This is a genomic window from Streptomyces sp. NBC_01689 (assembly GCF_036250675.1).
Taxonomy (GTDB): Bacteria; Actinomycetota; Actinomycetes; order Streptomycetales; family Streptomycetaceae; genus Streptomyces.
The window spans coordinates 3,312,753-3,328,035 of the sequence record NZ_CP109592.1 but is presented as its reverse complement, the minus strand read 5'-3'; the positions used below and the strand labels follow the sequence as shown (position 1 = coordinate 3,328,035).

The 15,283-nt window shown below is 65.2% G+C and carries 3 protein-coding genes, 1 tRNA gene and 3 rRNA genes; 6 read left to right on the top strand and 1 reads right to left on the bottom strand.

From position 1 onward, the window contains the following. Positions 1-235: 235 nt before the first annotated feature. The 5 genes from OG776_RS13935 to OG776_RS13915 all read left to right on the top strand — a co-directional run bounded on the left by OG776_RS13935 (position 236) and on the right by OG776_RS13915 (position 6,361). Positions 236-1,761: ribosomal RNA gene (locus OG776_RS13935) — 16S ribosomal RNA — on the top strand. 313 nt (positions 1,762-2,074) lie between these two features. Then, positions 2,075-5,195 (top strand): 23S ribosomal RNA (locus OG776_RS13930). Between the two features lie 88 nt (positions 5,196-5,283). Then, positions 5,284-5,400 (top strand): 5S ribosomal RNA (rrf, locus tag OG776_RS13925). The 16S, 23S and 5S rRNA genes sit together here, the layout of an rRNA operon. A 114-nt stretch (positions 5,401-5,514) precedes the next feature. Continuing rightward, complete coding sequence (locus OG776_RS13920) at positions 5,515-6,177, top strand: DegT/DnrJ/EryC1/StrS family aminotransferase (RefSeq protein WP_329323704.1); 663 nt, start codon at positions 5,515-5,517, stop codon at positions 6,175-6,177. A 108-nt stretch (positions 6,178-6,285) separates the two neighbouring features. Further along, positions 6,286-6,361, top strand: a tRNA-Thr gene (locus OG776_RS13915). A 57-nt stretch (positions 6,362-6,418) separates the two neighbouring features. Here OG776_RS13915 and OG776_RS13910 read toward each other — a convergent pair. Next, positions 6,419-9,166 (bottom strand): SpoIIE family protein phosphatase, encoded by a 2,748-nt coding sequence (locus OG776_RS13910; protein WP_329320904.1) that lies wholly within the window; start codon positions 9,164-9,166, stop codon positions 6,419-6,421. A gap of 363 nt (positions 9,167-9,529) precedes the next feature. Here OG776_RS13910 and OG776_RS13905 point away from each other — a divergent pair, with 363 nt between their 5' ends. Next, entirely contained in the window at positions 9,530-15,031 is a 5,502-nt protein-coding gene (locus OG776_RS13905) for a HAMP domain-containing protein (RefSeq protein ID WP_329320902.1), read from the top strand. The last annotated feature ends 252 nt before the right edge of the window (positions 15,032-15,283 follow it).

The following is a 15,283-nucleotide window of genomic DNA, read 5'->3' as shown; positions in this document are numbered from 1 at the left end:
AAAGCCCGAGAGGGTGAGTACAAAGGAAGCGTCCGTTCCTTGAGAACTCAACAGCGTGCCAAAAATCAACGCCAGATATGTTGATACCCCGTCTCCGGCCGATCGGTCGGGGCGAGGTTCCTTTGAAAAAGTCCTGCCTTTCGGGGCAGGCGCACAGCGAGGACGCTGTGAACCGGGGGATTATTCCTCTTCCGGTTCCGCTCTCGTGTGTGTTTCGCCGGATTACCGGTAAGCATTCACGGAGAGTTTGATCCTGGCTCAGGACGAACGCTGGCGGCGTGCTTAACACATGCAAGTCGAACGATGAAGCCCTTCGGGGTGGATTAGTGGCGAACGGGTGAGTAACACGTGGGCAATCTGCCCTTCACTCTGGGACAAGCCCTGGAAACGGGGTCTAATACCGGATAATACCTGCCTGGGCATCTGGGTGGGTTGAAAGCTCCGGCGGTGAAGGATGAGCCCGCGGCCTATCAGCTTGTTGGTGAGGTAGTGGCTCACCAAGGCGACGACGGGTAGCCGGCCTGAGAGGGCGACCGGCCACACTGGGACTGAGACACGGCCCAGACTCCTACGGGAGGCAGCAGTGGGGAATATTGCACAATGGGCGAAAGCCTGATGCAGCGACGCCGCGTGAGGGATGACGGCCTTCGGGTTGTAAACCTCTTTCAGCAGGGAAGAAGCGAGAGTGACGGTACCTGCAGAAGAAGCGCCGGCTAACTACGTGCCAGCAGCCGCGGTAATACGTAGGGCGCAAGCGTTGTCCGGAATTATTGGGCGTAAAGAGCTCGTAGGCGGCTTGTCACGTCGGGTGTGAAAGACCGGGGCTTAACCCCGGTTCTGCATTCGATACGGGCTAGCTAGAGTGTGGTAGGGGAGATCGGAATTCCTGGTGTAGCGGTGAAATGCGCAGATATCAGGAGGAACACCGGTGGCGAAGGCGGATCTCTGGGCCATTACTGACGCTGAGGAGCGAAAGCGTGGGGAGCGAACAGGATTAGATACCCTGGTAGTCCACGCCGTAAACGGTGGGAACTAGGTGTTGGCGACATTCCACGTCGTCGGTGCCGCAGCTAACGCATTAAGTTCCCCGCCTGGGGAGTACGGCCGCAAGGCTAAAACTCAAAGGAATTGACGGGGGCCCGCACAAGCAGCGGAGCATGTGGCTTAATTCGACGCAACGCGAAGAACCTTACCAAGGCTTGACATACACCGGAAACGGCCAGAGATGGTCGCCCCCTTGTGGTCGGTGTACAGGTGGTGCATGGCTGTCGTCAGCTCGTGTCGTGAGATGTTGGGTTAAGTCCCGCAACGAGCGCAACCCTTGTTCTGTGTTGCCAGCATGCCCTTCGGGGTGATGGGGACTCACAGGAGACTGCCGGGGTCAACTCGGAGGAAGGTGGGGACGACGTCAAGTCATCATGCCCCTTATGTCTTGGGCTGCACACGTGCTACAATGGCAGGTACAAAGAGCTGCGAAGCCGTGAGGCGGAGCGAATCTCAAAAAGCCTGTCTCAGTTCGGATTGGGGTCTGCAACTCGACCCCATGAAGTCGGAGTTGCTAGTAATCGCAGATCAGCATTGCTGCGGTGAATACGTTCCCGGGCCTTGTACACACCGCCCGTCACGTCACGAAAGTCGGTAACACCCGAAGCCGGTGGCCCAACCCCTTGTGGGAGGGAGCTGTCGAAGGTGGGACTGGCGATTGGGACGAAGTCGTAACAAGGTAGCCGTACCGGAAGGTGCGGCTGGATCACCTCCTTTCTAAGGAGCACTTCTTACCGATCCCTTCGGGGTGAGGTCAGAGGCCAGTACATCAGCGAATGTCTGATGCTGGTTGCTCATGGGTGGAACGTTGATTATTCGGCACACTTGATCGTCTTCTCCTCCTAGTACTGGCCTTCGGGTCGTGGAACGGGTGAGGGAAGCGGGGAGTGTGCCGGGCACGTTGTTGGGTGTCTGAGGGTACGGCCGAAAGGCTGCCTTCAGTGCCGGCCCCAGTGAACTCCGGTTGTAGCCGGGGGTGATGGGTGGTTGGTCGTTGTTTGAGAACTGCACAGTGGACGCGAGCATCTGTGGCCAAGTTTTTAAGGGCGCACGGTGGATGCCTTGGCACCAGGAACCGATGAAGGACGTGGGAGGCCACGATAGTCCCCGGGGAGTCGTCAACCAGGCTTTGATCCGGGGGTTTCCGAATGGGGAAACCCGGCAGTCGTCATGGGCTGTCACCCATACCTGAACACATAGGGTATGTGGAGGGAACGCGGGGAAGTGAAACATCTCAGTACCCGCAGGAAGAGAAAACAACCGTGATTCCGGGAGTAGTGGCGAGCGAAACTGGATGAGGCCAAACCATATGCGTGTGAGACCCGGCAGGGGTTGCGTATGTGGGGTTGTGGGATTTCTCTTTCACGGTCTGCCGGCCGTGAGACGAGTCAGAAACCGTTGATGTAGGCGAAGGACATGCGAAAGGTCCGGCGTAGAGGGTAAGACCCCCGTAGTCGAAACATCAGCGGCTCGTTTGAGAAACACCCAAGTAGCACGGGGCCCGAGAAATCCCGTGTGAATCTGGCGGGACCACCCGCTAAGCCTAAATATTCCCTGGTGACCGATAGCGGATAGTACCGTGAGGGAATGGTGAAAAGTACCGCGGGAGCGGAGTGAAATAGTACCTGAAACCGTGTGCCTACAAGCCGTGGGAGCGTCGGATGGAAGCTTGCTTCCATCTCGTGACTGCGTGCCTTTTGAAGAATGAGCCTGCGAGTTTGCGGTGTGTTGCGAGGTTAACCCGTGTGGGGAAGCCGTAGCGAAAGCGAGTCCGAATAGGGCGATTTAGTAGCGCGCTCAAGACCCGAAGCGGAGTGATCTAGCCATGGGCAGGTTGAAGCGGCTGTAAGAGGTCGTGGAGGACCGAACCCACCAGGGTTGAAAACCTGGGGGATGACCTGTGGTTAGGGGTGAAAGGCCAATCAAACTCCGTGATAGCTGGTTCTCCCCGAAATGCATTTAGGTGCAGCGTCGTGTGTTTCTTGCCGGAGGTAGAGCACTGGATAGGCGATGGGCCCTACCGGGTTACTGACCTTAGCCAAACTCCGAATGCCGGTAAGTGAGAGCGCGGCAGTGAGACTGTGGGGGATAAGCTCCATGGTCGAGAGGGAAACAGCCCAGAGCATCGACTAAGGCCCCTAAGCGTACGCTAAGTGGGAAAGGATGTGGAGTCGCACAGACAACCAGGAGGTTGGCTTAGAAGCAGCCACCCTTGAAAGAGTGCGTAATAGCTCACTGGTCTAGTGATTCCGCGCCGACAATGTAGCGGGGCTCAAGCGTACCGCCGAAGTCGTGTCATTGCAGCAATAGGGCCAACGCCTGCTGTGATGGGTAGGGGAGCGTCGTGTGCCGGGTGAAGCCGCGCCGGAAGGCAGTGGTGGACGGTTCACGAGTGAGAATGCAGGCATGAGTAGCGATACACACGTGAGAAACGTGTGCGCCGATTGACTAAGGGTTCCTGGGTCAAGCTGATCTGCCCAGGGTAAGTCGGGACCTAAGGCGAGGCCGACAGGCGTAGTCGATGGATAACCGGTTGATATTCCGGTACCCGCTGTGAAGCGTCAAACATTGAACCAGGCGATGCTAAGTCCGTGAAGCCGCCCTGGAGCCTTCGGGCGAAGGGGAGTGGTGGAGCCGACGGACCAGACCTGTAGTAGGTGAGTGATGGGGTGACGCAGGAAGGTAGTCCATCCCGGGCGGTGGTTGTCCCGGGGTAAGGGTGTAGGCCGTGTGATAGGTAAATCCGTCACACATTGAGGCTGAGACCTGATGCCGAGCCGATTGTGGTGAAGTGGATGATCCTATGCTGTCGAGAAAAGCCTCTAGCGAGTTTCATGGCGGCCCGTACCCTAAACCGACTCAGGTGGTCAGGTAGAGAATACCGAGGCGTTCGGGTGAACTATGGTTAAGGAACTCGGCAAAATGCCCCCGTAACTTCGGGAGAAGGGGGGCCATCACCGGTGATGAGTCTTGCACTCTGAGCTGGGGGTGGCCGCAGAGACCAGCGAGAAGCGACTGTTTACTAAAAACACAGGTCCGTGCGAAGCCGTAAGGCGATGTATACGGACTGACGCCTGCCCGGTGCTGGAACGTTAAGGGGACCGGTTAGTCACTCTTCGGGGTGGCGAAGCTGAGAACTTAAGCGCCAGTAAACGGCGGTGGTAACTATAACCATCCTAAGGTAGCGAAATTCCTTGTCGGGTAAGTTCCGACCTGCACGAATGGCGTAACGACTTCTCGACTGTCTCAACCATAGGCCCGGTGAAATTGCACTACGAGTAAAGATGCTCGTTTCGCGCAGCAGGACGGAAAGACCCCGGGACCTTTACTACAGTTTGATATTGGTGTTCGGTTCGGCTTGTGTAGGATAGCTGGGAGACTTTGAAGCTCGCACGCCAGTGTGGGTGGAGTCGTCGTTGAAATACCAGTCTGGTCGTGCTGGATGTCTAACCTGGGTCCGTGATCCGGATCAGGGACAGTGTCTGATGGGTAGTTTAACTGGGGCGGTTGCCTCCTAAAGAGTAACGGAGGCGCCCAAAGGTTCCCTCAGCCTGGTTGGTAATCAGGTGTTGAGTGTAAGTGCACAAGGGAGCTTGACTGTGAGACCGACGGGTCGAGCAGGGACGAAAGTCGGGACTAGTGATCCGGCGGTGGCTTGTGGAAGCGCCGTCGCTCAACGGATAAAAGGTACCCCGGGGATAACAGGCTGATCTTCCCCAAGAGTCCATATCGACGGGATGGTTTGGCACCTCGATGTCGGCTCGTCGCATCCTGGGGCTGGAGTCGGTCCCAAGGGTTGGGCTGTTCGCCCATTAAAGCGGTACGCGAGCTGGGTTTAGAACGTCGTGAGACAGTTCGGTCCCTATCCGCTGTGCGCGTAGGAATATTGAGAAGGGCTGTCCCTAGTACGAGAGGACCGGGACGGACGAACCTCTGGTGTGCCAGTTGTCCTGCCAAGGGCATGGCTGGTTGGCTACGTTCGGGAGGGATAACCGCTGAAAGCATCTAAGCGGGAAGCCTGCTTCGAGATGAGTATTCCCACCCCTTTGAGGGGTTAAGGCTCCCAGTAGACGACTGGGTTGATAGGCCGGATCTGGAAGGCGGGTAACCGCTGGAGGTGACCGGTACTAATAGGCCGAGGGCTTGTCCTCAGTTGCTCGCGTCCACTGTGTTGGTTCTGAAACCACGAACAACCGTCGTAGCCGTTTTGGCTGTGGCTCCGGTTGTGTTTCATAGTGTTTCGGTGGTCATAGCGTGAGGGAAACGCCCGGTTACATTCCGAACCCGGAAGCTAAGCCTTACAGCGCCGATGGTACTGCAGGGGGGACCCTGTGGGAGAGTAGGACGCCGCCGAACAAATATTCAAAGAGCTGGTCCCCGAACTTCGGTTCAGGGACCAGCTCTTTTTTGTTGTGCGTCACTTTGCGTTCACTTTGCGCGACCAGCATCCGCGTCATGGGTACTGCTGCAATGCTCAGGGCCGCGGGCGTCGGAACCGGTGACGAGGTCATCGTGTCGGCGTTCGGCAACGTCGAGGTCACGGAGGCCGTGACCCAGGCCGGAGCGTCGGCCGTCTTCGCCGACATAGACCCGGCGACCTACTGCCTCGATGCCGGCGCCGTCCAGGAGGCCGTGACCCCACGGTCCGCGGCCGTCGTCGTCGTCCACCGCTTCGGACGGACCGCCGACATGGTGCGGCTGCGGGACCTCGGACAACGGCACGGACTCCTCGTCCTCGAACTCGGCGAGTGCGAGGCGCCGTACGAGGACGTCGCGCAGCGCCGGGAACGGGCCGCCTACCTCGACGGGCGGCTGAGCGGAGTACGTACACCGGCCGGCGGCGACGGACACACCTACCAGCAGTACGTGGTGCGGGTGCCCGGCAACGGGCGGCCCGACCGGGACGCCTTCGCGCGAGCCGTACGGGCCCGCGGAGTCGAGTGCCGGGTGCCCGTGAAGACACCGGTGCACCGCATGCCCGGATTCCGGCGGGACGTGTACCTCCCGGAGACCGAACGTGCCGCCGACGAGACACTCGCCCTGCCGGTGGACGCGTCCCTGACGAAGCGGGAGATGCAGCGCATCGTCTCCGCCTGCAACGCGCTGGGCGGGCTCCTGCAGCCGGCCTTCTGAATCCGGCGCGACTCCCGCACGGGCGCCAACAGGACTGGTTGGGAGCACGCTTCTGTTCGGGGTATGATCTATTACGTCGCCGAGGGGGAAACCCCGACAAGGCGACCGGCCCCCCTAGCTCAGTCGGCAGAGCGTCTCCATGGTAAGGAGAAGGTCAACGGTTCGATTCCGTTGGGGGGCTCCACGACAGAAAAGGCCTCGCCCTTCCGGGCGGGGCCTTTTCTGTGCGTGCCGAGGGGGCTCAGTCCACCTGCAGGCCCGGGACCCGCATCGCCAGGATCGCCATGTCGTCGGACGGGGCGTCGGAGGCGAAGCGTTCCACCGCGCGCATCACGCGGGCGGCCACCGCGCCCGCCGTCAGACCCGTACACGTGGTGAGGACGTCCGCGAGACCGTCGTCCCCCAACATGCGGGTGCCCTCACGGCGTTCGGTGACGCCGTCCGTCACGCACAGCAGCACGTCGCCCGGATCGAGGGTGACCGTCTGCTCGTACAGCTCCAGGTCCTCCATGACGCCGAGGAGCGGCTGCGGTTCGGCCGCGGCCTCCACCGTGCCGTCCTGACGCAGACGGAGCGGCAGCGGATGTCCGGCGCAGACCACCTTCAGGACGGCGCTGCCGTCCTCCTGCGGCCACAACTCGCCGTACAGCAGCGTCAGGAAGCGGCTGCGGGCGCCCTCGTCGAGGATCGCCGAGTTCAGCCGCTCCAGGACCGCCGGGCCGCCGAAACCCTCCCGGGCCAGCAGCCGCAGCGCGTGCCGGGCCAGGCCCGTGACCGCCGCCGCCTCCGGGCCCGTACCGCAGACGTCGCCGATGGCGAAGCCGTACGCGCCGTCGCGGATCGGGAACAGGTCGTAGAAGTCGCCGCCCACCTCGTTGCCCTCGCCGGCCGCGCGGTAGATGACCTCGACCTCGACGCCCTCCACATGAGGGAGTTCCGGGGGCAGGAGGCTGCGCTGCAGGGACTGGCTGATCGCCGTGCGCTCCGAGTACAGGCGGGCGTTGTCGAGGGCCAGGGCGGCCCTTCGGGAGAGATCCTCCGCCAGCTCCAGGATCTCCTGCCGGAAGTGCTCGTCGGACGGCTTGCCGAGCGTCAGCATCCCGATGACCCGGTTGCGGGCCACCAACGGCAGGACGACGGTCTCGCCGCCGACGGCCGCGGCCGTCGCCAGCGTCGTCCCGATGCCCGAACTCACCGGCGGGCGTTCGCCGAGACCCAGACTGCGCATCGAGGTGCGCAGCGCGGCCTGGTGGGCCGCCGCCGCGGGGGCCGGCCACACCCGGGCGCCCGGGGTGGGGACCGGGTCCGGCGGGGCGATCTTCGACAGCAGTGCCTTGAGGCCGTCGATGCGCTCCTCGTCCTCGTGCAGGACGTAGGAGAGAAACGGGTCCGAGGCCTGGTCGGCGATCGTGTAGACGGCACACCAGGTGGCCAGGGTGGGGACGGTCATCTGGGCCATCAGGGCCAGGGTCTGGTCGCGGTCGAGCGTGCCGGCGAGGAGGTCGGAGGCCTCCACGAGGAACGAGAGCGAGCCGCGGCGCAGACGCTCCAGCTCGCCCAGCCGGGCCGACTCCACCGCCAGCGCGATCCGGTCCGCGGCGAACTGCAGGCGCAGCGCCTCCTCGTTGGAGTATCTCGCGGGCGATTCGGCCGCGACTCCGAGGGAGCCGGTCAGGCGTCCCTCGACCTTCAGCGGGACCGTGACCACCGAGCGCATGCCGGTGCCGCCCAGCAGCGGGACGGCACCGGGGACGACCGTCAGGTCCTCGTGGACGGCCGGCATCCTGGCCGAGCCGTAGCGGCCGGGGCCGGCCTCGACGGGGACGCGGGCGAAGCGCTGGCGGGCGGAGGGCAGGCCCGTGGAGGCACGTACCTCCAACTCCGTCTCGTCGTCGGTGGCCAGGAGCAGGAAGGCGGAGTCGCCGTCGAGCATGTCGCGGGCGCGTTCCACCGTGCGCTGCAGGAGGCCGTCCAGGTCGTCGGGGGCCGGGGAGCCGATGAAGACCTCGAAGGGGTCGGTGGCCTGGCCCTCGGAGCTGGTCGTCGTGTCCGTGGCTGAGGCGCGCAACGGGGTCTGCAGCACGGCGCGTTCGTGGTCGCGCACGAGGAGGCAGACGGTCGACGGCTCGCCCTCGGTGTCGCGGACCCGGAGATGGGAGGCGTAGACGGCGATGACGCGGCCGCTGGCGCCGCGGATGCCGTAGCTGCCCTCCCAGCGCGAGAGCTGGAGGGCCTCGGCGATGCCGGTGCTGGTGCCCGGCGTGTGCGGCCAGGCCGCGAGGTCGGTCAGGGGCTTGCCGGTGACCTGCTCGGCGGCGTACCCGAAGAGGTCCTCCGCGTCCTCGTTCCACGCCGAGATGGCGGCGGTGCGGTCGATCTGGACGACCGCGACGCGCACCCGGCCGTCGGCGAGCGGGAGGAGCTCGGCGGGGAGGGAGGGGCCCGCGGTGCGGGTGCCCACCGGGCGCTCGGGGAGGTCGAGCTGGAACCAGACCTGCTTGTGGGTGGGGGAGTACTCGACACCCCAGTGACCGGCCAGTGCCGCGCAGAGCTGGAGTCCGCGGCCGCCCTCGCGGTCGGGGCTGCCCATGTTCACCGCGGACGCCTGGAGTGGAATCTCACGTTCTGGGTAGCGGTCCGCCACCTCGATGCGTACGCCCTCGTCGCTGCGCAGACACAGGACGTCGGCGGAGGTGCCCGCGTGCACGACGGCATTGGTGACCAGCTCGCTGGTCAGGACCACGGCGTCGTCGACGATGTCGGCGAAGCCCCAGCCCTGGAGTGTGTCGCGGACGAAGGAACGCGCGGTCGCGACCGATCGTCCCACGGGGTCGAAACTGGCGGCCGCGCGCGCGGTGATCACAGAACTCCTCGTCCGGTTGTCGGCGTGCAGCGGTGCCGGGCCGACCCGCTCCTGCCGGGGCGGCGCGGGGTCGTCTGTCGGCCGAGGATCCTGAGGCGGTCCCCCAGGATGCAGTCCGGTGGTCATGGTGCGGTGCCCCTCCGATGCCTGCCCGCTCGTTCTCGTGCCACCGTCCAGGCCGGACGGACCGGTGTGGCTGGACAGCCACACGCAAGGTTACTTACCTTCGCGGTCCATGCGGATGCCGGTCACCAGTGTTTCCGCCCGGAGGGGGCCTTGTTTCCCTCCGGAGGGTCCTGTGGCGGGGGTCCGGACCGTGTGCGGACGATGTGCGAAGCTGCCGAACTGTTATGGCCTGGTTCAGCAGGGGTGAAACACTGGGCAGGCTCCAGTGGGAGGGTCCCGGCAGGTTGAGGGCCTTCCGGTTCGCCGAGCAGCAGTACCCCAGTACGCCGAGCAGTGATGGTCGACCCTTGCGGGAGGGACACAGTGGAGTCTGGCGCAGCGACGCGGGGCACTAAGACGCGCGCAAAAGACGGACAGTCCCCGAGCAGTGGCCAGCGAGCGCCGCGCAACGGCACCACGGAAGTGGACACCGCGGCTCTGAACAGGCTGCTGGCCGCTCTGGTGTCGATGCGGGACGGCAATTTCCGCAAGCGCCTCACGGTCTCCGGCGACGGCGTGATGTCGGAGATCGCCGCGGTCTTCAACGAGGTGGCCGATCGCAACCTTCACCTGACGGGTGAGCTGTCGCGGGTGCGGCGGATGGTCGGGCGTGAGGGCAAGCTCACGGAGCGGCTGGAGACGGGTGCCTGCGAGGGCTCCTGGGGTGCGGCGATCGACGCGTCGAACGCGCTCGTCGACGATCTCGTACGGCCCGTCTCCGAGGTCGGCCGGGTGCTGTCCGCGGTTGCGGAGGGTGATCTGTCACCCCGGATGGAGTTGCGGGCGCAGGCGCCGGACGGGAACGGGCATCCGCTGCGCGGGGAGTTCCTCAAGGTCGGGCGCACGGTCAACAACCTGGTCGACCAGCTGTCGACGTTCACCGACGAGGTCACCCGGGTGGCCAGCGAGGTGGGCACCGAGGGCAAGCTGGGCGGGCAGGCCCGGGTGCGCGGTATGTCCGGTTCGTGGAAGGACCTCACGGACTCGGTCAACACCATGGCGTACCGGCTGACGGCGCAGGTGCGTGACATCGCCCTCGTCACGACGGCGGTCGCCAAGGGTGATCTGTCCCGGAAGGTCACGGTTCACGTGGCCGGTGAGATGCTCGAACTGAAGAACACCGTCAACACGATGGTGGACCAGCTCTCCTCGTTCTCCTCCGAGGTGACGCGGGTCGCCCGCGAGGTGGGCACCGAGGGTGAACTCGGTGGTCAGGCGCAGGTGCCCGGTGTGGCCGGCGTGTGGAAGGACCTCACCGATTCGGTGAACCTGATGGCCGGCAACCTCACGGCCCAGGTGCGCGGGATCGCGCAGGTGACGACGGCGGTCGCGAGCGGTGACCTGTCGCAGAAGGTGACCGTGTCGGCGCGCGGTGAGGTCGCCCAGCTCGCCGAGACGATCAACCAGATGACGGAGACGCTGCGGACGTTCGCGGACGAGGTCACGCGGGTGGCCAACGAGGTCGGCGGCGAGGGGCGGCTCGGCGGGCAGGCGAACGTGCCGGGCGCGGCGGGTACGTGGAAGGACCTGACGGACTCGGTCAACACGGTCTTCCGCAATCTGACGACCCAGGTGCGGGACATCGCCGCGGTGACCACGGCCGTGGCCAACGGTGACCTGTCGCAGAAGGTCAGCGTCGAGGTCGCCGGCGAGATGCTGGAGCTGAAGAACACCGTCAACACGATGGTGGACCAGCTGTCGTCGTTCGGTGACGAGGTCACGCGGGTGGCGCGGGAGATCGGTGTCGAGGGTGAGCTGGGCGGCCAGGCGCAGGTGCCGGGCGCGGCGGGTACGTGGAAGGACCTGACGGACTCGGTCAACACGGCCTTCAGGAACCTGACCGGTCAGGTCCGCAACATCGCGCAGGTGACGACGGCGGTCGCGAACGGCGATCTGTCGCAGAAGGTCACCGTCGACGTGTCCGGTGAGATGCTCCAGCTGAAGAACACCGTGAACACGATGGTGGACCAGCTGTCGTCGTTCGCGGACCAGGTGACGCGGATGGCCCGGGACGTGGGTACGGAGGGCCGGCTCGGCGGGCAGGCCCGGGTGGACGGCGTGTCCGGTACGTGGAAGGAACTGACCGACTCCGTCAACTTCATGGCGGGGAACCTCACTTCGCAGGTCCGGCAGATCGCGCAGGTCACCACGGCGGTGGCGCGGGGTGACCTGTCGCAGAAGATCGACGTGGACGCGCGCGGCGAGATCCTGGAGCTGAAGAACACCATCAACACGATGGTCGACCAGCTCTCCGCCTTCGCGGACCAGGTGACGCGGGTGGCGCGTGAGGTGGGTACGGAGGGCCGGCTCGGCGGGCAGGCGCAGGTGCCGGGTGTCGCGGGTGTGTGGCGCGACCTGACGGACTCCGTGAACGGCATGGCGGGGAACCTGACCGCGCAGGTCCGCAACATCGCGCAGGTCGCGACCGCGGTGGCGCGGGGTGACCTGTCGCAGAAGATCGACGTGGACGCGCGCGGCGAGATCCTGGAGCTGAAGAACACCCTCAACACGATGGTGGACCAGCTCTCGAACTTCGCCGAGCAGGTGACGCGGGTGGCGCGTGAGGTGGGTACGGAGGGCCGGCTCGGCGGCCAGGCCGAGGTGCAGGGTGTCTCGGGCACCTGGAAGGACCTCACGCAGTCCGTGAACTTCATGGCGAACAACCTGACCATCCAGGTGCGCAACATCGCCGAGGTGACCACCGCCGTCGCCATGGGCGACCTGTCCAAGAAGATCACCGTCGACGCCAAGGGCGAGATCCTCGAACTGGTCACCACCGTCAACACGATGGTCGATCAGCTGTCGTCGTTCGCCGAGCAGGTGACCCGGGTGGCCCGCGAGGTGGGCACCGAGGGGCAGCTGGGCGGTCAGGCGCGGGTGCCCGGGGTCACGGGCATCTGGAAGGACCTGAGCGACAACGTCAACCTGATGGCGTACAACCTCACGATGCAGGTGCGGAACATCTCGCAGGTGGCGGCGGCGGTGGCCAACGGTGACCTGACCCGGACGGTGACCATCGAGGCGCGCGGCGAGGTCGCGCAGCTCGCCGACACCTTCAACACCATGGTGAAGACGCTGAGTTCGTTCGCCGAGCAGGTCACGAAGGTGGCCCGTGAGGTGGGCACGGACGGGATCCTCGGCGGGCAGGCGCACGTGCCGGGAGTGGCCGGTACGTGGAAGGACCTCACCGAGTCCGTGAACGGGATGGCGTCCAACCTGACCGGCCAGGTGCGCAACATCGCGATGGTCACGACGGCCATCGCCAAGGGTGACCTGACCAAGAAGATCGACATCGACGCCCGGGGCGAGATCCTCGAACTGAAGACCACCATCAACACGATGGTCGACCAGCTGTCGTCCTTCGCGGAGGAGGTGACCCGGGTGGCCCGCGAGGTGGGCACCGAGGGGCAGTTGGGCGGTCAGGCGCGGGTCCGTGACGTCGACGGCACCTGGCGCGACCTCACCGAGTCGGTGAACGAGATGGCCGGGAACCTGACCCGCCAGGTGCGTGCCATCGCGCGGGTGGCGACCGCGGTGACCCGGGGCGATCTGAACCTGAAGATCGATGTGGACGCGTCGGGCGAGATCCAGGAACTCCAGGACTACATCAACAAGATGATCGCGAACCTGCGCGACACCACCATCGCCAACAAGGAGCAGGACTGGCTCAAGGGCAACCTGGCCCGTATCTCCGCGCTGATGCAGGGGCGCCGGGACCTCGACGACGTGGCCTCGCTGATCATGAGCGAGCTGACGCCGGTCGTCTCCGCGCAGCACGGCGCGTTCTTCCTGTCGATGCCGCTGGTCGACGGGAGGGACGCGAGTGCCGAGGACGAGGAGGCGTACGAGCTGCGGATGCTCGGGTCGTACGGCTACTCGATGGGCTCGATGCCGACGTCGTTCCGGCCGGGTGAGGCGCTCATCGGGACGGCCGCGCAGGAGAAGCGCACGATCCTGGTGGAGAACGCGCCGAGCGGCTATCTGAAGATCTCCTCCGGGCTCGGTGAGGCGCCGCCGGCGCAGGTCATCGTCCTGCCGGTGCTCTTCGAGGGGACCGTGCTCGGTGTCATCGAACTGGCCTCCTTCACGCCGTTCACGCAGATCCAGAAGGACTTCCTGAACCAGATCGCCGAGATGATCGCGACGAGCGTCAACACGATCTCCGTCAACACGAAGACGGAGGTGCTGCTCAAGCAGTCGCAGGAGCTGACCGAGCAACTGCGGGAGCGGTCGGCGGAACTGGAGAACCGGCAGAAGGCCCTTCAGGACTCCAACGCGGAACTGGAGGACAAGGCCGAGCTGTTGGCCCAGCAGAACCGCGACATCGAGGTGAAGAACACCGAGATCGAGGAGGCCCGCCAGGTCCTGGAGGAGCGTGCCGAACAACTCGCGGTCTCCATGCGCTACAAGAGCGAGTTCCTGGCGAACATGTCGCACGAGCTGCGCACGCCGCTCAACTCCCTGCTGATCCTGGCCAAGTTGCTCGCCGACAACGCGGAGTCGAACCTCACCCCCAAGCAGGTCGAGTTCGCCGAGACGATCCACGGCGCGGGTTCCGACCTGCTCCAGCTGATCAACGACATCCTGGACCTGTCGAAGGTCGAGGCCGGGAAGATGGACGTGTCGCCGACGCGTATCGCGCTGGTGCAGCTCGTCGACTACGTGGAGGCGACGTTCCGTCCGCTGACCGCGGAGAAGGGCCTCGACTTCTCGGTCCGGGTGTCGCCGGAGCTGCCCGCCACGCTGCACACCGACGAGCAGCGGCTCCTGCAGGTGCTGCGCAACCTGCTCTCCAACGCGGTGAAGTTCACCGATTCCGGGGCGGTCGAGCTGGTGATCCGGCCGGCCGGCGCCGATGTGCCGGTGGCCATCCGGGAGCAGTTGCTGGAGGCGGGTTCGCTGCGGGACGCGGACGCGGACCTGATCGCCTTCTCCGTGACCGACACCGGTATCGGGATCGCCGCGAGCAAGATGCGGGTGATCTTCGAGGCGTTCAAGCAGGCGGACGGTACGACGAGCAGGAAGTACGGCGGTACGGGTCTGGGGCTGTCCATCTCGCGGGAGATCGCGCGGCTGCTGGGCGGTGAGATCCACGCGCAGAGCGAGCCGGGACGCGGCTCGACGTTCACGCTGTACCTGCCGCTGCACCCGAGCGAACTGCCCCCGCAGGGCTACGGGCAGCTGGCGTCCGCGCTGGGGGCGGGGGAGCTGCTCGCATCCGAGGCGGAGCTGTCCGGGGCGGACATCGAGACGCCGGCCGAGGTGAAGTCGTACCAGGAGACCCAGAACGGGCCCGCGGCGCTCTTCAGGAGGCGCCGCAGGGCGCTGCCGGTGGCCGAGTCGCGCCCGGGGCTGACGGCGCAGCCGAACGGGTCGGGGCCGGTCCAGGAGCAGTGGCCGGTCGCCGCGCAGCAGGAGCCGGCCGGGCAGCCGCGCGGGGGCATCCGGTTCGAGGGCGAGAAGGTGCTGATCGTCGACGACGACATCCGCAACGTGTTCGCGCTGACCAGCGTCCTGGAGCAGCACGGTCTGTCGGTGCTGTACGCCGAGAACGGCCGTGAGGGGATCGAGGTCCTGGAGCAGCACGACGACGTGACGGTCGTCCTGATGGACATCATGATGCCCGAGATGGACGGTTACGCGACGACCACGGCGATTCGACGGATGCCGCAGTTCGCCGGACTGCCGATCATCGCGCTCACGGCGAAGGCGATGAAGGGCGACCGGGAGAAGGCCATCGAGTCCGGTGCGTCCGACTACGTCACCAAGCCGGTCGATCCCGATCACCTGCTCTCCGTGATGGAGCAGTGGATGCGGGGGGAGTGAGTGGGGTGCGGTCCGCTGTACGGTGGCCGCGTCCCGGACGTCGTGCCGTGCGCGCGGCGGCCGGGTATGGCACGGCCGACGTCGGGCATCGGCTGCGGGCGAAGCCGTGTAGAAGCGCGGGATTCGGGGAACCTTCTGGTCTCCCGCTACGTTTCTGCTACGTGCACAGTGACATCGCGGTGACAGGGTGTGGCGACAGGCGGGGTGCGGCTACCATGACCGGCACAAGGACGGACGGCGCAACGGAGCCGT